General features: G+C 68.2%; 15 protein-coding genes. 10 read left to right on the top strand and 5 right to left on the bottom strand.

Annotated elements, in window-relative coordinates; all coding sequences use genetic code 11:
• Nucleotides 1–108 precede the first annotated feature (108 nt).
• From CLV71_RS40850 to CLV71_RS40815, 8 genes are all read left to right on the top strand, one after another.
• Nucleotides 109–2,064, top strand: coding sequence for an Hsp70 family protein (locus CLV71_RS40850; RefSeq protein WP_133908316.1), 1,956 nt, complete (start codon nucleotides 109–111; stop codon nucleotides 2,062–2,064).
• A gap of 87 nt (nucleotides 2,065–2,151) precedes the next feature.
• Complete coding sequence (locus tag CLV71_RS40845; protein ID WP_133908315.1) at nucleotides 2,152–3,987, top strand: Hsp70 family protein; 1,836 nt, start codon at nucleotides 2,152–2,154, stop codon at nucleotides 3,985–3,987.
• Between the two features lie 171 nt (nucleotides 3,988–4,158).
• A complete protein-coding gene (locus CLV71_RS40840; protein WP_133908314.1) occupies nucleotides 4,159–4,353 on the top strand; it encodes a DUF3046 domain-containing protein in 195 nt (64 codons plus the stop codon).
• 170 nt (nucleotides 4,354–4,523) lie between these two features.
• A complete protein-coding gene (gene recA, locus CLV71_RS40835) occupies nucleotides 4,524–5,570 on the top strand; it encodes a recombinase RecA (protein ID WP_133908425.1) in 1,047 nt (348 codons plus the stop codon).
• Between the two features lie 702 nt (nucleotides 5,571–6,272).
• Nucleotides 6,273–6,755 carry a regulatory protein RecX gene (locus CLV71_RS40830; protein WP_243867274.1) on the top strand — a complete coding sequence of 161 codons (483 nt, stop codon included), beginning with the start codon at nucleotides 6,273–6,275 and terminating at the stop codon, nucleotides 6,753–6,755.
• Nucleotides 6,756–7,356: 601 nt separating this feature from the next.
• Nucleotides 7,357–8,157, top strand: coding sequence for a hypothetical protein (locus CLV71_RS40825; protein ID WP_133908312.1), 801 nt, complete (start codon nucleotides 7,357–7,359; stop codon nucleotides 8,155–8,157).
• 15 nt (nucleotides 8,158–8,172) lie between these two features.
• Nucleotides 8,173–10,086: a fumarate reductase/succinate dehydrogenase flavoprotein subunit gene (locus CLV71_RS40820; protein ID WP_133908311.1), complete on the top strand. Its 1,914-nt coding sequence runs from the start codon at nucleotides 8,173–8,175 to the stop codon at nucleotides 10,084–10,086.
• 115 nt (nucleotides 10,087–10,201) lie between these two features.
• Nucleotides 10,202–10,960: a succinate dehydrogenase/fumarate reductase iron-sulfur subunit gene (locus CLV71_RS40815; protein ID WP_133908310.1), complete on the top strand. Its 759-nt coding sequence runs from the start codon at nucleotides 10,202–10,204 to the stop codon at nucleotides 10,958–10,960.
• A 52-nt stretch (nucleotides 10,961–11,012) separates the two neighbouring features.
• Here the strand turns inward: CLV71_RS40815 and CLV71_RS40810 are convergent, their stop codons facing one another.
• The 5 genes from CLV71_RS40810 to CLV71_RS40790 all read right to left on the bottom strand — a co-directional run bounded on the left by CLV71_RS40810 (nucleotide 11,013) and on the right by CLV71_RS40790 (nucleotide 14,960).
• A complete protein-coding gene (locus CLV71_RS40810) occupies nucleotides 11,013–11,639 on the bottom strand; it encodes a class I SAM-dependent methyltransferase (RefSeq protein ID WP_243867272.1) in 627 nt (208 codons plus the stop codon).
• Nucleotides 11,632–12,516, bottom strand: a complete 885-nt coding sequence (locus CLV71_RS40805; protein ID WP_133908308.1) for an amino acid ABC transporter permease — start codon at nucleotides 12,514–12,516, stop codon at nucleotides 11,632–11,634. Before CLV71_RS40805 ends, CLV71_RS40810 begins: the two co-directional genes overlap by 8 nt.
• 31 nt (nucleotides 12,517–12,547) lie before the next feature.
• On the bottom strand, nucleotides 12,548–13,195 hold the full coding sequence (locus CLV71_RS40800) for an amino acid ABC transporter permease (RefSeq protein ID WP_133908307.1): 648 nt from the start codon (nucleotides 13,193–13,195) through the stop codon (nucleotides 12,548–12,550).
• Between the two features lie 74 nt (nucleotides 13,196–13,269).
• A complete protein-coding gene (locus CLV71_RS40795) occupies nucleotides 13,270–14,169 on the bottom strand; it encodes a glutamate ABC transporter substrate-binding protein (RefSeq protein ID WP_133908306.1) in 900 nt (299 codons plus the stop codon).
• A 62-nt stretch (nucleotides 14,170–14,231) separates the two neighbouring features.
• Nucleotides 14,232–14,960 carry an amino acid ABC transporter ATP-binding protein gene (locus tag CLV71_RS40790; protein ID WP_166664472.1) on the bottom strand — a complete coding sequence of 243 codons (729 nt, stop codon included), beginning with the start codon at nucleotides 14,958–14,960 and terminating at the stop codon, nucleotides 14,232–14,234.
• A gap of 175 nt (nucleotides 14,961–15,135) precedes the next feature.
• Between CLV71_RS40790 and miaB the strand changes: the two genes are divergently transcribed.
• Together miaB and CLV71_RS40780 are read left to right on the top strand one after the other, a co-directional pair.
• Nucleotides 15,136–16,608, top strand: coding sequence for a tRNA (N6-isopentenyl adenosine(37)-C2)-methylthiotransferase MiaB (gene miaB / locus CLV71_RS40785; RefSeq protein WP_243867270.1), 1,473 nt, complete (start codon nucleotides 15,136–15,138; stop codon nucleotides 16,606–16,608).
• Nucleotides 16,605–17,072, top strand: a complete 468-nt coding sequence (locus tag CLV71_RS40780) for an Rv2732c family membrane protein (protein WP_133908303.1) — start codon at nucleotides 16,605–16,607, stop codon at nucleotides 17,070–17,072. The genes miaB and CLV71_RS40780 overlap by 4 nt, the downstream gene beginning before the upstream one ends.
• Nucleotides 17,073–17,092 lie beyond the last annotated feature (20 nt).

Raw genomic sequence — 17,092 nt, 5'->3', positions numbered from 1 at the left:
CGGTCGGTAGCGCGTCGATCACGGGGGGCGTGGATCTGCGGGACCCGTCCCACAGTGTCGGGGCGTTCTGGCAGCATCTCCTCTCAGCAAGGCGACGAGGGGAGAGTCGTGAACGTCCTGTCGGTGGATCTCGGCACGTCCAACACGGTTGCCGTGCTGTCCGCACACGGCAGGCCGCCTCGGGTGGTGGACGTGGACGGCGCTTCGATGATGCCGTCGGCCGTGTTCGCCGCCGAGGACGGGAACCTCGTGGTCGGGCGGGATGCCGAGCGCCGGGCCCGGCTCGACCCGGCACGTTTCGAGCCGAACCCGAAGCGCCGTGTCGACGAGGGCACGCTGCTGCTCGGCGACCAGGTCGTCCCCGTGACCGACGCGCTCGCCGGTGTGCTGCGGCGTGTGATCGACGAGACCTCACGACAGCTCGGCGGCAAGAGACCGGACGAGGTGCGCCTGACCCACCCCGCGCAGTGGGGGCCGGTGCGCCGCAACGTACTGCTGTCCGCGGCGCGGCAGGCCGGCGCCGGCTCGAACCTCGTGCTGCTGCCGGAGCCGGTGGCCGCGGCGGCCCACTTCGCGTCCTTCCCCGGACAGAGCCTCGCCCCCGGCAAGGCACTCGCCGTGTACGACCTGGGCGCGGGCACCTTCGACGTCGCCATCGTCGGCGCCACCCAGAACGGGTTCGTGGTGCTCGCGGAGGCCGGGCTGCCCGACCTCGGCGGCCTCGACGTGGACCAGGCGCTGCTCGAGCACGTCGGCCGTCAGGTGTCCGTCCGCGACCCCGGCCGCTGGCAGAGCCTCCTGCGCCCGGTGTCAACCGGTGACCGCCGTGCTCAGCGCGCGCTGCGCGAGGACGTGAAGGCGGCCAAGGAGTCGCTGTCGCGACACCCGCAGACCGAGGTGCCGCTGCCGGAGCCGTTCGACGACGTGCTGGTCACGCGCGTCGAGCTGGAGGCGTTGATCCGGCCGGGCATGCTGCGCAGCGTCGAGCTGCTGGCGGGCACCATCCGGTCGACCGGCATGACGCCGGACCGCCTCGTCGGCATCTACCTCGTCGGCGGCTCCAGCCGCATCCCGCTGATCGCGACGCTCATCGCCGAGAACATGCGGGTCGTGCCGACCTCGCTGGACCAGCCGGAGACGGCCGTGGCCCTCGGCGCGCACCACGTGCCCCAGGAGGGCATCACGCTGCGCACCAGCGACATCAGCAACACGATCGAGGACGTCCAGCGCACCAGGCAGATGGTGACGCCACGCTCCGGTGGGTACAACCCGCCCCCGCCGCCGACGCAGGGGACGCCCGCACAGAACCCGTTCCCCAACAGCGGCCCACAGCGCGTGCAGGGGCCGCCGAGCACGCCGGTGCCTGCCCTGGCGGGCCAGCCGTCGCCGATCGGGCCGTTACCGCAGTTCCCGGCGCAGCAGCGGCCGAACGGATCGTCGAACAAGGGCTGGTACATCGCCACGGCCGTCGTCGCGATCGTGGTGGTCGCCGTGGTCAGCATCATCATCGCGACGTCGGGCGACTCGGGCGCGGGCACCGTGGCAGGCACGGACTGCTCGGACCGCACGGCGGACAGCAAGGGCATGAGCGAGTGCATGCGCAAGGTCGCCGGCGCGGTCGCGGAGAACAACGACTGCAAGTCCGGCGCGAACGCGGGCGGCCAGTCGATCGACACCCCTGGCGCCACGACCTCCACCTGCACGATCGACTCGACCTACTCGGTCATGTACATGCACTTCGGCGGCAGTGACAAGGCGGACGGCAGCCCGCAGTCCGGCGTCGACACCGCGAAGCAGTACGTCGACAGCGTCACGAAGCAGCTGGAGGGCACGAGCGCCTCGGGTGGCGACCCGAAGAAGGGCGACTGGGACGGCGACGGGATGCAGGGCGCCTACACCGCGATCGAGATCGTGAGCGGCAGCGGCATGCTGGTGTTCGCGGTCGACGACTCACCAGTGGCCGGCATCCTCATCAAGATCGACATCAGCGGCTCGGACAACCTCGACGACCTGATCGACTACTTCGACCAGCACGTCAAGCCGGGCGGCGACGGCGGCGCGTAAACGGCGGGGCGAGTATCGCGGGTCCGGGCACACAGGACGCCAGGACATGGCAGCATCTTCGTGACCAGCCAGCGCGAGGGGAGATTCGTGGCCGTCCTGTCGGTTGACCTCGGTACGTCCAACACCGTCGCAGTGCTGTCCGCGCACGGGCGACCGCCACGGGTGGTCGAGGTGGACGGGTCCGCCACGATGCCGTCGGCGCTCTTCGCCGACGACGACGGCAACCTCGTGGTCGGCCGCGACGCCGAGCGCCGCGCCCGGCTCGACCCGGCCCGTTTCGAGCCGAACCCGAAACGCCGCGTCGACGAGGGCACACTGCTGCTCGGCGACGTGGTCGTGCCGGTCACCGAGGCGCTCTCGGCCGTGCTGCGCCGCGTCGCCGACGAGACGTCCCGCCAGCTCGGCGGCGCCAAGCCGGACGAGGTGCGCCTGACCCATCCCGCGCAGTGGGGGCCGGTGCGGCGCAACGTCCTCCTGGCCGCCGCGCGCCTCGCCGGGATGGGCACCAACCTCGTCCTCGTGCCGGAGCCGGTCGCGGCCGCCGCGCACTTCGCGTCCTTCCCGGGACAGCAGCTCCTGCCAGGGCAGGCCCTCGCGGTGTACGACCTCGGCGCGGGCACGTTCGACGTCGCCATCGTCGCGGCCACCCAGACCGGGTACGCCGTCCTCGCCGAGGCCGGGCTGCCCGACCTCGGCGGCCTGGACGTGGACCAGGCGCTCCTGGAGCACGTCGGCCGCCAGGTGTCGATCCGCGACCCCAGCCGCTGGCAGCGCATCCTGCGTCCCGAGTCCACCGCGGACCGCCGCGCGCGCCGGGCCATGGCCGAGGACGTCAGGGCCGCCAAGGAGGCCCTGTCACGCCATCCGCAGACCGAGGTGCCGCTGCCGGAGCCGTTCGAGGACGTCCTGGTCACGCGCATCGAGCTGGAGGCGCTGATCCGGCCGAGCATGCTGCGCAGCGTCGAGCTGCTCGCGGCGACCATCCGGTCCACCGGCATCACCCCCGACCGGCTCGCGGGTGTCTACCTCGTCGGCGGCTCCAGCCGCATCCCGCTGATCGCGACGCTCATCGCGGAGCAGCTCGGCGTCGTCCCGTCGAGCCTCGACCAGCCCGAGACGGCCGTCGCACTCGGCGCGCACCACATCACGCCGGAGGGCGTCAGCCTGCGCACGGCCAACATGGGTCCCGCGCAGGCGCAGCCGACCGGTGGGTTCCGCCCGCAGACGCCGATGGGGCCCATGCCCCAGACCGGTCCGAACCCGGTGCCGCACACGGGTCCCAACCCGGTGCCACTGCACGCCGGTCCGGGTTCCGGTCCCAACCCGATGCTCGGGGCAGGCTTCCCCACGCCACCCCAGCCGCCTGCGCGGCCGAACACCGGCAGGCGCAGGGCACTGCTGGGCGTCGCCGCGGTCGTCGTGCTCGCGATCCTCGCGGTCGGCGCGGTGTTCCTGCTCAAGCCGGACAGTGATCTGCCGACGGCCGAGAGCTGTCAGCAGAAGGGCGACACCGACGGCGAGGGCTTCACCGCGTGCCTGCGCCAGCTCGCGGGGGCGGTGGCCGACAGCGGTGACTGCAAGCCTGCTGAGCAGGACACGAACGCGGATGTCATGTGCACGCTGCAGGACAGCTACCAGGTGATGTACGCGCACGTGGCGTCGGTGCGGGACGCGGAGAAGCTCGCGGGCACCGAGCTGTCCGACATGACCGAGGGCGACCACGTCGAGGCCGAGTGGAAGGGCAACGGCCTGGACGGGCGCTGGCGGGCCGGGGTGAACGGCGGCACCGGCGTACTGGTGTTCACCGTCGAGGACCGGCCGCTGGTCGGATGGCTGACCAGGACCGAGCTGCGTTCCGCGGACGACTTCACCCCGGACACGCTCGGCGACTTCTTCGCCAAGAACGTCCAGCCGGGCACCTAGCCTGCGGCCGACCGGTCACCGCCTGTTGCGCCAGGCGATCAGCCCCGTCACGATCGCCGCGATCAGCACGCCGACGCTGGCGATGACCAGCAGGGCGGACTCCAGGCCGTTCGGTTCGAGGTCCATGGCCGGATTCTCCCAGATCCCGGCCGGCTCGTAGGCTGGTCCCCGATGCGTATCACGGTGTTCCGCAAGCTCATGTCCAACGAGTTCGGCGAGGTCCGGGCCGACATGCTGGCACGTGACCACGTGTTCAGCTCCCTCGGCGGCCGCACGGTCGACCAGGCACTCGACGCCGGGTTGGAGCCGAAGGAGATCTGGCGTGCGGTGTGCGAGGCGTTCGAGGTCCCACCGGAGCGGCGCTAGCCTTGCGGCGTGTCGGTGCGGGGTCGAACATCCGTTCGGGTAATGTCCCTGTCCACAGCAGGGTGAGTTATCCACAGCCCGGCCCGCTCGGACCGGAATTGTCGGTGCTTGCCGCTACCGTCGCCGACGTGAGTGCAAAGCGGTCTAAAAACAACCAAGGTGGATCTCTGATGGCAGCAGCTCCCGATCGCGCGAAGGCGTTGGACCTCGCCCTCGCCCAGATCGACAAGAACTTCGGCAAGGGATCGGTCATGCGTCTCGGCGACGAGACGCGGGCGCCGATCGAGGTCATCCCGACCGGGTCCATCGCCCTGGACGTGGCCCTGGGCATCGGCGGTCTGCCGCGCGGCAGGGTCGTGGAGATCTTCGGCCCCGAGTCGTCGGGTAAGACGTCGCTCGCCCTGCACGCGGTGGCCAACGCGCAGAAGGCGGGCGGCATCGCGGCGTTCATCGACGCGGAGCACGCGCTCGACCCGGACTACGCGAAGAACCTCGGGGTCGACACCGACGCGTTGCTGGTGTCCCAGCCGGACACCGGTGAGCAGGCGCTGGAGATCGCGGACATGCTGATCCGCTCCGGCGCGCTCGACATCCTGGTCATCGACTCCGTGGCGGCACTCGTGCCCCGCGCCGAGATCGAGGGCGAGATGGGTGACAGCCACGTCGGTCTCCAGGCGCGTCTGATGAGCCAGGCGCTGCGCAAGATCGCTGGTGCGCTGAACAACTCCGGCACGACGGCCATCTTCATCAACCAGCTCCGCGAGAAGATCGGCGTCATGTTCGGGTCGCCGGAGACCACCACCGGTGGCAAGGCGCTGAAGTTCTACGCCTCGGTGCGGCTCGACGTCCGTCGTATCGAGACGTTGAAGGACGGTGGCGAGGCGGTTGGTAACCGGACTCGGGTGAAGGTCGTCAAGAACAAGGTCGCGCCGCCGTTCAAGCAGGCTGAGTTCGACATTCTGTATGGCAAGGGCGTCTCTCGGGAGGGGTCGCTTATTGACATGGGGGTTGAGCAGGGCATTCTGCGCAAGTCCGGCGCCTGGTACACGTACGAGGGGGATCAGCTGGGGCAGGGTAAGGAGAACGCTCGCAAGTTCCTCCGTGACAACCCGGATGTCGCCAACGAGATCGAGAAGCGGATCAAGGACAAGCTCGGCATCGGTGCCAAGTTGGACGCTGAGGCGGCTGAGCCTGCTCCTGCGCCTGTCGACTTCTAGGTGGTTTGGTCTTTGCCGGCCGGGGGGCCGGGGGCGGGGGCCGGGGTGGGGGCGACGGGGTTGGCAGAGGGCTCGGTTTGGGGTGCGCGGCGTGAGCCCTTTGCCTGGTCGGCGGGTTGGGTTGGGGCTGCGCGCTTGCGCCTTTGCCTGGTCTCGGCAGGCGATGGGTTGTGCAGAGGGCTCGGTTGGGTCGCGCGCTTCTGCCTTTTGCCTGGTCTCCGCAGGTGGTTGGGTAGGGCCGCGCGCTTCAGTCCTTTTGCCTGGTCTCCGCGGGATCGGCAGGGGGTTGGGTTGGGTCGCGCGCATCAGCCTTTTTGCCTGGTCTGGGTGAGTTCGGTAGAGGGGTTGGGTTGGGTTGCGCGCCTTCAGTCCTTCGCCTGGTCTCCGGGGACAGGGGTTGGGTTGGGTCGCACACTTTGGCCCTTGCTAGGCCCTTCGGTCTGTTTCGTCGTTTAGTCGATTTGGGGAGGGTTGATGTCTGTCGGGGGTGACGGGTCGGCGGGGTCTGGTGGGGGGCCTGCCGGGGAAGGCAGTGGGTTGGCTGAGGGCTGGGTTGGGGAGGCTCGGTCGTCGGAGGCGGCTGGTCGTGGTCGTGGGGGGCGGCGTGGGCGGGGGGCGGGGAAGTATGAGGGGCGGTCGGATGCTTCGGGTGGGGTTGGGGCATCTGGTGGCTCGGTTGGTCGTGCGGGGTCTTCTGGGGCGGTGGATCCTGTTCAGCAGGCCAAGGACATCTGTCTGCGGTTGTTGACTGCTCGGCCCCGGACCCGGGTCGAGTTGGGGCAGGCCCTGGCTCGTAAGGGGGTCGAGGACGACGTTGCTGAGCGGGTGCTCAGTCGTCTCGACGAGGTTGGGCTGGTTGACGACGCTGCCTTTGCCGAGGTGTGGGTTCGGTCGCGGCACAACTTCCAGGGGCTCAGTCGGCGTGCTTTGGCCGTTGAGCTTCGTCGGAAGGGGGTGGCTGAGGAGTCTGCTGCCGAGGCGTTGGCGAACGTGGACTCCGAGGCCGAGGAGGAGCGGGCTCGGTTGCTTGTGCGCAAGCGGTTGCGCTCACTTGGGGATGCCGATGAGGCCACAAAGGTCCGCAAGCTTGTCGGCATGCTTGCTCGGAAGGGGTACTCCGAGGGGCTGGCCTACCGGGTGGTGAAGGACGAGGTTCGGACTTCTCTGCTCGACGAGACGTTCTGATCCTGGTCGGTCCTCGGATGCGCGTGTGGTTGGAAACGTTCACGCAATCGCAACGTCCCTTCGCTGTGGGCTCCTTCGGGTGGAGGTTGGGGCTTGTGGTGGCGTGTCGCTTGGCAATGGGCGCGGTCCGTGCGTTGGTGGCGTGATTTCCGCCATGTTCTCCCGCCTCTTCCTGGGTGGTTGTATTCTGTATACAGACCCTCTTCTTAATCGATGAACCTGGTGGGAATTGGCTTCCTGTCGGGACTTTTGCCTGTGGGGTGATCACTGCCGGACGCGAATGGGCGGGGTGTGGTCGCCGGGGTCGGGGCCTGAGGGCCGGTGGCATCGTTCCTGGCAGGACGTGCCCCACGCCACCTTCCGTGCAGGGCGCCGACCGGCGCTTTCCCAGCGTGTGGTACTTCTCCTCTTGCCACCGACGGCACAGTTGGCGGCTCGGCGCCGCCTCCGCTCAGTGGGGTGGCGGCGGAGGTGAGTGGACCGCAGCAGGGTGGCGACGATGACGACCCATCGCCCACGGTGTGATACGCGGAACGCCGCCACTGGCACGGATCACCGTTAGTCTCTGACAATCAATACGGTCTGGAGTCGAGGACAAACAATGAAGGCTGGCGTCGCAGCCCCCGGCCGGGCGCAAATCTCCGAGCGTACGTATCGGAAGGACCGTTGGTGGGCCTGGCCGCTGAGCATGGGCGCGGTGCTGGCGTTCTTCGTCGTCTACGCGACGATACGTATCTTCATGAACAAGTATTACTGGGCCGGTGAGGAGCACTACCTCACGCCGATCTACTCGCCGTGCCTGAGCGCGTCGTGTGTGCCCGGCTCCAGTCACTTCGGTACGCCGCTGCCCGAGTTCCCCATCTGGCTGCCGATGGCGATCATCTCGTTCGTCATTCTCGCCGGGTTCCGGGCCACCTGCTACTACTACCGGAAGACCTACTACCGGTCGTTCTTCCTCTCGCCCTCCGCCTGTGCGGTGCCCGAGCCCCGTGGCAAGTACTCCGGTGAGCGGCGCTTCCCGCTGGTGCTGATGAACTCGCACCGCTACTTCTTCTACGGTGCCTGCATCTTCGCGCTCATCAACGTCTACGACGCGGTTCTCGCCTTCCACGGCAAGGACGGCGGCATCGGCATGGGGCTCGGCACGATCATCATCCTGATCAACCTCGTGGCACTGCTCGGCTACACGGCCTCCTGCCACGCCTGCCGGCACATCATGGGCGGCAAGCTGAAGAGCTTCTCCGACCACCCGCTGCGCTACCGCTACTGGACGTTCGTGTCGAAGCTCAACCCCCGGCACGGGCAGTTGGCCATGACCTCGCTGTTCACGGTCATCCTCACCGACGCGTACATCATGTCGGTCTCCGCCGGCTGGATCACCGATCTGCGTATCTTCAACTAAGGCTTAGAAGGACTCATGGTTCAGGTTCAGGTCGATCGCTTCGACTACGACGTCATCGTCATCGGTGCGGGTGGTGCCGGGCTCCGCGCCGCCATCGAGGCACGCCAGCAGGGCAAGCGGACCGCCATCATCTCGAAGTCGCTGTTCGGCAAGGCCCACACGGTCATGGCCGAGGGCGGGTGCGCCGCCTCGATGGGCAACGTCAACGAGAAGGACAACTGGCAGGTCCACTTCCGCGACACCATGCGTGGTGGGAAGTTCCTCAACAACTGGCGGATGGCCGAGCTCCACGCCAAGGAGGCCCCCGAGCGGGTCTGGGAGCTGGAGACCTACGGTGCGCTGTTCGACCGCACCAAGGACGGCAAGATCAGCCAGCGCAACTTCGGCGGGCACACCTACCCCCGCCTCGCGCACGTCGGGGACCGCACCGGCCTCGAGATGATCCGCACGATGCAGCAGAAGATCGTGTCGCTCCAGCAGGAGGACTACGCGGAGTTCGGCGACTACGAGGCCAAGCTCAGGGTCTTCGCCGAGTGCACGGTCACCGAGCTGATCAAGGACGGCGACCGCGTCGCCGGTGCCTTCGCCTACTGGCGCGACTCCGGCAAGTTCGTGGTGTTCGAGGCGCCCGCCATCGTGCTGGCGACCGGCGGCATCGGCAAGTCCTTCAAGGTCACCTCGAACTCCTGGGAGTACACCGGCGACGGGCACGCGCTCGCACTGCGCGCCGGCGCGACGCTCATCAACATGGAGTTCGTCCAGTTCCACCCGACCGGCATGGTCTGGCCACCGTCGGTCAAGGGCATCCTCGTCACCGAGGGTGTCCGCGGCGACGGCGGCGTGCTCAAGAACTCCAAGGGCGACCGGTTCATGTTCGGGTACGTCCCGGACGTCTTCAAGGGCCAGTACGCGGAGACCGAGCAGGAGGCCGACGGCTGGTACAACGACCAGGACAACAACCGTCGCACGCCCGACCTGCTGCCCCGCGACGAGGTCGCCCGCGCGATCAACTCCGAGGTCAAGGAGGGGCGCGGCTCACCGCACGGCGGCGTGTTCCTGGACATCGCGAGCCGCCTGCCCGCCGAGGAGATCCGTCGCCGCCTGCCGTCGATGTACCACCAGTTCAAGGAACTGGCCGATGTGGACATCACGGCGCAGCCGATGGAAGTCGGGCCGACCTGCCACTACGTCATGGGTGGCGTCGAGGTCGACCCGGACACCGCTTCGTCGGTCGTGCCGGGCCTGTTCGCGGCCGGTGAGGTCGCGGGCGGCATGCACGGCTCCAACCGCCTCGGTGGCAACTCGCTCTCCGACCTGATCGTGTTCGGCCGCCGGGCCGGGCTGGGCGCCACGAACTACATCGACTCGCTCGACCAGCGCCCGAAGATCTCCGAGTCCGATGTGGATGCCGCGGCCGCGCGGGCGACGAACCCGTTCGACTGGCCGGACAGCGGGCAGGCCGAGAACCCGTACACGATCCACGCCGAGCTGCAGCAGTCGATGAACGACCTCGTCGGCATCATCCGCAAGGAAGAGGAGGTCCAGCAGGCGCTGGGCAAGCTCGCGGAGCTCAAGCAGCGTGCGAAGGGCATCGCGGTCGAGGGGCGCCGGGAGTTCAACCCCGGCTGGCACCTCGCGCTCGACCTGCGCAACATGCTGCTGGTCAGCGAGTGCGTCGCCAAGGCGGCCCTGATCCGCACCGAGAGCCGCGGCGGCCACACCCGTGACGACTTCCCCGGCATGGACGCCACCTGGCGCAACAGGCTCCTGGTCTGCGAGGCCGAGGCCGACGGCGAGCACGCCAAGGTCACGCCGAAGCCGCAGGAGCCGATGCGGGAGGACCTCCTCGAGCTGTTCGAGCTGTCGGAGCTGGAGAAGTACTTCACCGACGAGGAACTGGCCGCCCACCCCCAGAGGAGCGCCAAGTGAGCGGAGCTTGCGGAGCGAACCATCAGCATTCAGGACAGCGCCTCGACTGCGGAGGGCGCCGGTGTAGCGGAGCCTGCGGAGCGTTCCGGCGCCACGGAGCGGGCGAGGAGATGTCGTGAGTTACAAGGCCAACTTCAAGGTTTGGCGCGGCGACGCCGACGGCGGAGACGTCCAGGACTACATCGTCGAGGTCAACGAGGGTGAGGTCGTACTCGACATCATCCACCGGCTGCAGGCCACGCAGGCGCCGGACCTCGCGGTGCGGTGGAACTGCAAGGCGGGCAAGTGCGGCTCGTGCTCGGCGGAGATCAACGGCATGCCGCGCCTCATGTGCATGACGCGGATGTCGACCTTCACCGAGGAGGAGACGATCACCGTCACGCCGCTGCGCACCTTCCCGGTGATCCGCGACCTCGTGACCGACGTGTCCTTCAACTACCAGAAGGCACGCGAGATCCCGTCGTTCGCGCCGCCGAAGGTCGGGCTCGGCGAGTTCCGGATGAAGCAGCAGGACGTCGAGCGCTCGCAGGAGTTCCGCAAGTGCATCGAGTGCTTCCTGTGCCAGAACACGTGCCACGTCGTCCGTGACCACGAGGAGAACAAGGAGAACTTCGCGGGCCCGCGCTACCTCATGCGCGTCGCGGAGCTCGACATGCACCCCCTCGACCAGGCCGACCGCGTGCGTGAGGCGCAGGACGAGCACGGCCTCGGGTTCTGCAACATCACCAAGTGCTGCACCGAGGTGTGCCCCGAGCACATCAAGATCACCGACAACGCGCTGATCCCCATGAAGGAGCGCGTGATCGACCGCAAGTACGACCCGGTGGTGTGGCTTGGCAACAAGCTGTTCCGCCGCAGCGGCAGCCGTAGCTGACAGCAGTCCACACAGGAGCCGCGCCCGGACCCCGGGCGCGGCTTCCGTGTGTTCAGGGCTTCTGTGCCAACAGCATCGCGTGCGGAGTCCGTTCACTGGCATCGGCTTCACGGACCGTGCGGACCCGGACCGGTACGCCCGCGTCCGCCAGCAACTCGGCCATCCAGGACGGTTGGCGGCGGTGGAAGTCCAGCGCGACCTCGTGGCCGAGCGCCGACGTCATCCGCAGCGGCTCGTCGCCGACCTGGAAGGCCAGCAGCAGGTGGCCGCCGGGCCGCAGCACCCGCGCCAGCTCGGCCATGGCGGCGGGCAGCAGGTCGTCCGGCACGTGGATCGTCGAGTAGAACGCGACCACGCCACCGAAGGAGTCGTCGGCGTAGGGGAGCGCGAGCATCGAGCCGACCGCGAAGTCCAGCCCAGGCAGTGCCGACCTGGCCACCGCCACCATGCCAGGCGACAGGTCCACGCAGGACACGTGCAGACCGAGGCGAACCAGCTCGGCGGTCGTGTGGCCGGTGCCGCAACCCACCTCGAGCACCGGCCCGTCGACGACCGAGGCGAACAGCGACAGCACCGACAGCTCGACCGGCTTGTCCCTGTACCCGTCGCGGAAGTGCTCGTCGTAGTCGACCGCCACCCGGTCGTAGGACGTCCGGGTGGCGGTCAGGAAGTCAGACACCGCCGCCGCCGGCATCGCCGACGAGCACGATCTGCTTGGCCTTCTCACCGCCGTCGTCGAGCGCGATGTGCTTCTTGCTGCGCCGCTCCCGCTTCTGCAGGTAGGTCGCGAGCCACGTCAGCAGCAGGCAGAGGCCGATGTAGATGGCCGCGACGACCAGCGCGGTCGGCACGAACGGACGGCCGAACTGGCCGTCGCCGCCGATGCGCTGTGCGAACCGCAGCAGCTCCTCGTAGGTGATGAGGAAGCCGAGCGCGGTGTCCTTGAGCAGCACCACGAGCTGGCTGATGATCGTCGGCATCATCGAACGCAGTGCCTGGGGGAGCAGGATCATCACCATGACCTGCGTCTTGCGCATGCCGAGCGCGTACGCGGCCTCGGACTGGCCCTTCGGCAGTGCGTTGATGCCCGCGCGGAACACCTCCGCGAGCACGGAACCGTTGTAGAGCATGAGGCCGAGCACGACCGCCATGTACGGCGACATCTTCACGCCCGCGGTCGGCAGGCCGTAGTAGAACAGGAAGATCAGGACCAGCAGCGGGATCGCGCGGAACAGCTCGACGACGAACGCGGCGACCCAGCGGATCGGCTTGTGGTCGGACAGCCTGCCCGCGGCGAACACGGCGCCGAACGCGAGCGCAAGCACGGCACCGAGCGCGAAGGCCTGCAGCGTGGCGAGCACCGCGGAGGCGAGGTCCTCCTGGATGACCTTGTACTGGATCCAGTCCCACTTGCGCCCCGCGAACTGGTTGCTGTCGTAGAAGCGCCAGATGATGTACGCGATGACCGCCAGGAGCACGAGCGCCCCCACACCGGCCAGCACCCGGTGCCGAACCCGAGCACGCGGGCCAGGAATGTCGAAGAGGACATTGCTCATGCCAGCACCTCCGCCGCTCCGCAAGCTCCGTTCATCGGGCCACGCTCCACCGCTTCTCGAGGGTCCGCTGTACCAGCGTCAGGATCATCACCAGGATGAGGAAGCCGAACGCCACCCACAGCAGGCCGACCAGCTGGTTCTCACCGTCGTCGGACAGCACCGAGCGGATCCGGCCCGCCTCGGCGACGGAGAACCCGGCGGCGATCGTGGTGTTCTTCAGCAGGGCGATCAGCGTGCTCACCAGCGGTGGCACCACCGACCGCATCGCTTGCGGGAGGATGATCTGGGACAGCGACTGGCCGGACGTCAGGCCGAGTGCGCGGGCCGCCTCCGCCTGGCCGAGGGGCACCGTGTTGATGCCGGACCGGACGACCTCGCAGATGAACGCCGAGGTGTACACGGTCAGCGCGACGACCGCGGCGGTGAAGAAGGACAGCGGGACGATGTCCAGGTACGGGTAGGCGAAGACGAAGAACAGGAACACGAGCGTCAGCGGGGTGTTCCGCACGACAGTCACGTACAGCGTCCCGGTCGCCCGGAACACCGGCACGGGACTGACCCGCAGCATCGCCAGGATCGTGCCGAGCACGAGTGACGCGACACCGGCGAGCAGGAACAACTCGATCGTTGTCAGGAAGCCGTCACGGAACAACGGCCAGTAGTCGATCAGTATGTCCATCGGGCCTTCTTCCCGCTGTCGTAATGAAGGTGGGTGGCCACCGCGAAGGGTGACCACCCACCATCAGGGTCAACTCAGTAGCGCTCGAGCGTCGGCGGCGTCCCCTTGGACCCGGACTTGCCGAGCGTGGAGTCGTAGATGTCCTGCCACGTGCCGTCGTCGATGGCGCCCTGCAGGATGTCGTTCACCTTATCCCGCAGGACCTTGTCGTCGTGGTTCAGGCCGATGCCGTACGGCTCGTCGGAGAACGTCTTGCCGACGACCTTCAGGTTGTCGGGGTCCTGCGACGCGAAGCCCTTCAGGATGGCGTCGTCGGTCGTGACCGCGTCGACCTCCTTGGTGAGCAGCTTGTCGACGCACTGCGAGTAGCCCTGGAACTCGACGATGTTGCCCGGCTCGGTCAGCTGCCCGTCACGCACCCGCTGGATCGGCGTCGAGCCCGTCACCGAGCAGACCTTCTTGCCCTTCAGCGTGTCCTTGCTGGTGATCGAGTCGTCGTCGGCGCGCACCAGCAGGTCCTGGCCCGCGACGAAGTACGGGCCCGCGAAGGAGATCTGCTCCTTGCGCTTGTCGTTGATGGTGTACGTGCCGACGTAGTAGTCGACGTCGCCGTTCACCAGTGCGGCCTCGCGGCCCGCGGACTGGACGGTCTTGTACTCGATCTGGTCCTCGCCGAAGCCGAGCTTCGCGGCGACCAGGCGTGCGATCTCGATGTCGAAGCCGGAGTACTTGCCGGTGGTCGGGTCCTTGTAGCCGAGGCCCGGCTGGTCCTCCTTGACGCCGATGACGACCTTCTTGTTCTGGGTCATCCGGTCGAACGTCGGGGAGCCGTCGAGCTTGACGTCCGAAGCCACCTTCTGGGTCGTGGACGGGCCCTCGGTGACGTCCGACCCGGCCGGCGTGCCCTCCTTGCCGCAAGCGGTCAGGGCGAGGCCGCCGACCAGCAGTCCGATCGCCAGGGAACGAACCCTCATTGCTACTGCTCCTGCTCTTGTGGTCAGGCGACGAGGACTGGCCACGCCGCGACAACGGTCCCTCAGTGAGTGAGGATCTTTCCTAGGAAGTCCTTCGCCCGGTTGGACTTCGGCGCGGAGAAGAACTCCTGCGGTGTCGAGTCCTCGACGATCTCGCCGTCGGCCATGAACACCACCCGGTGCGCCGCGTTGCGCGCGAAACCCATCTCGTGGGTGACGACCAGCATCGTCATGCCCTCCTTGGCGAGGGTGGTCATGACGTCGAGCACCTCGTTGATCATCTCCGGGTCCAGCGCGGAGGTCGGCTCGTCGAAGAGCATGACCTTCGGCTTCATGGCGAGGGCTCGGGCGATCGCGGCACGTTGCTGCTGGCCGCCGGAGAGCTGGGCCGGGTACTTCTGTGCCTGGTTGGCGATGCCCACCCGTTCGAGCAGCTCCATCGCGGTCCGCTTCGCCTCGGCCTGCGCGGTCTTGCGGACCTTGAGCGGGGCGAGCATCACGTTGTCCACGATCGTCTTGTGCGCGAAGAGGTTGAAGGACTGGAACACCATGCCGACGTTCGCCCGCAGGTTCGCGAGCTCCTTGCCCTCGGCAGGAAGCGGCTTGCCGTCGATCTCGATGACGCCGGAGTTGATCGGCTCGAGACGGTTGATCGACCGGCACAGTGTGGACTTGCCGGAACCGGACGGTCCGAGCACGACCACGACCTGCCCGCGAGGCACCTCGAGGTTGATGTTCTTGAGCACGTGCAGCTGCCCGAAGAACTTGTCGACCTCGACCATGCGGATCATCGGCGCGTCGGCGGCCGCTTCGGTCATCAATCCTCCAACGTGGGCGTGTCACACCAGGCGTTTGAGACTACTGGCCCGGTAATGGGCGAAACCTACCCCCACTGGACATGAAGTTCATGCCTGTTTGACCACTCCCAAGGTCTCAATGCGGTCACGCGTACCCTCGGTGGCTGAGATGAGCACTCGTACTTACCAGGTGCGCACGTTCGGCTGCCAGATGAACGTGCACGACTCCGAGCGGCTGGCCGGCCTGCTCGAGGACGCTGGTTACGCGCCGGTCGACGGTGACGGCACGCCGGATGTCGTCGTGCTGAACACGTGCGCCGTCCGCGAGAACGCGGACAACAAGCTGTACGGCAACCTCGGGCACCTGCGGCCGGCGAAGCTCGCCAACCCCGGCATGCAGATCGCCGTCGGCGGCTGTCTCGCGCAGAAGGACCGCGGCGACATCGTCAGGCGGGCGCCGTGGGTGGACGTCGTGTTCGGCACCCACAACATCGGCGCGCTGCCGGTGCTGCTGGAACGCGCCCGGCACAACGAGGAGGCCCAGGTCGAGATCCTGGAGTCCCTCGACACGTTCCCGTCGACGCTGCCCGCCCGCCGGGACTCCGCGTACTCCGGCTGGGTGTCGGTGTCGGTGGGGTGCAACAACACCTGCACGTTCTGCATCGTGCCGTCCTTGCGTGGCAAGGAGAAGGACCGCAGGCCCGGTGACGTGCTCGCCGAGGTGTCCGCGCTGGTTGCCGAGGGTGTCATCGAGGTCACACTGCTCGGCCAGAACGTGAACTCCTACGGCGTCGAGTTCGGCGACCGGTACGCGTTCGGCAAGCTCCTGCGTGCGTGTGGCGACATCGACGGCCTCGAGCGCGTGCGGTTCACCTCGCCGCACCCCAAGGACTTCACCTCGGACGTGATCGCCGCGATGGCCGAGACGCCGAACGTGTGCCACCAGCTGCACATGCCGCTGCAGTCCGGTTCGGACCGTGTGCTGAAGGCGATGCGGCGGTCCTACCGCCAGCAGCGCTACCTGTCGATCATCGACGAGGTGCGTGCCGCGATGCCGGACGCGGCGATCACCACGGACATCATCGTCGGCTTCCCCGGCGAGACCGAAGAGGACTTCGAGGAGACCCTGAACGTCGTGCGGGCGGCCAGGTTCTCGTCGGCCTTCACGTTCCAGTACTCCAGGCGGCCCGGCACGCCCGCCGCGACCCTGCCGGACCAGCTGTCGAAGGAGGTCGTGCAGAACCGCTTCGAACGGCTGATCGCCGTGCAGGAGGAGGTGTCCTGGGCGGCCAACAGGGCGTTGGTCGACAGCACGGTCGAGCTGCTCGTGTCCACGGGCGAGGGCCGCAAGGACGCCGACACGATGCGGATGTCCGGTCGCGCCAGGGACGGCCGCCTCGTGCACTTCGCGCCGGGCACCGCCCGCATCCGTCCCGGCGACGTCGTCGAGACGGTGATCACCTACGGCGCCCCGCACCACCTGGTGGCCGACGGCGAACTGCTGTCCCACCGCAGGACCCGTGCGGGCGACAACCACGAGGAGGGCCTCCGGCCACGGACGTCCGGCGTCGGCCTCGGGCTGCCGTCGTTCGGCCCGCCCTCGGCCACGAGCGAACCGGTGGGCGGATGCGCGGTCATATGACGGGGCACGACTCGGAGCCGGGCTCCCCGGAGCTGCGGGACGAGATCAACGAGGTCGGCAGGCGTGCGTCGCGCACGGTCGAGCTGGGCACCAGGGGCCTGGTGATCGCGGTCGCCGTGTTCGTGCTGCTGGTGGGACTCGTCCTGCCGTGGATGAACGGCTCGTCGGGCCTCGAGGTGCTGATCGGTGCCGAGACGGGCAAGGCGTCGATGGTGCCCCGGCTGTTCGCGGGCACGTCGGTGCTGTTCGGGGTCGTGGCGTCGGCACTCGCCCTGACCACGCGTCGCTGGGTCTTCGCCTGGGTCGGCGCGGCAGGCGGCTGGTTCGCCTGCGTGGACGGCCTGCTGGCCATCTGGTCGCGCCAGTCGTCCGGCTCCGCGCCCGGCATCGGCCTGATCATCTCGGTGGTGGCGATCGTGGTCATCGCCGTCCAGTGGTTCCGCACGGCCGCGTCCCGCAACTGACACGCGAATGGGGGGCGAGC

This window comes from Actinophytocola oryzae, from assembly GCF_004364325.1.
Classification (GTDB): domain Bacteria; phylum Actinomycetota; class Actinomycetes; order Mycobacteriales; family Pseudonocardiaceae; genus Actinophytocola; species Actinophytocola oryzae.
The sequence above is the reverse complement of the archived record's forward strand: the minus strand, read 5'-3'. Positions and strand labels throughout refer to the sequence as shown.